This is a genomic window from Paenibacillus pasadenensis (assembly GCF_023715725.1).
GTDB classification, from domain to species: Bacteria; Bacillota; Bacilli; order Paenibacillales; family Paenibacillaceae; genus Paenibacillus_O; species Paenibacillus_O pasadenensis_A.
The window spans coordinates 1-456 of sequence record NZ_JAMBOT010000050.1; the positions used below are offsets into that span (position 1 = coordinate 1).

Here is a 456-nt window from a genome sequence, read left to right on the forward strand (position 1 = left end):
GAATTTGAACTGATTTCAACTAAAATCAACGAAATGCTTGATGAATTATCTGGCGCTCATCAAAAGAATATCAATTTATTGAAAGAGAATACTCTGGCCGAAAGAAAGATGTTGGAGGCTCAATTTAACCCACACTTCCTTTACAATACCTTGGAAGTGATTCGAGCATCGATTGCCTTTGATCCAGCTTTATCGAATCAGTTAATTCTGAGATTAACAAAAATTTTGCGTTACAGTATCGAAGAAAAGACGGAAGAAGTGACCTTGCGGACGGACTTGCGCTATTTAGAAGAATACTTAATGATTAATCGCATTCGCTTTCAAGATTTTACCTATCAACTTGAAATCGAAGACGCAGCGTTAGATTTACCGATTCCCAAGCTGTTCTTATTGCCAATTATTGAAAACAGTCTGAAATACGGCTTTAAACATCGTCATGACTTAGCAATTCATCTG

At 36.6% G+C, this 456-nt stretch carries 1 protein-coding gene; it reads left to right on the forward strand.

What is annotated here, in order from left to right; translation table 11 throughout:
• Window positions 1-456 (forward strand): sensor histidine kinase (locus tag M3223_RS23905; RefSeq protein ID WP_251566284.1); only part of this gene is annotated, 456 nt, incomplete at both ends.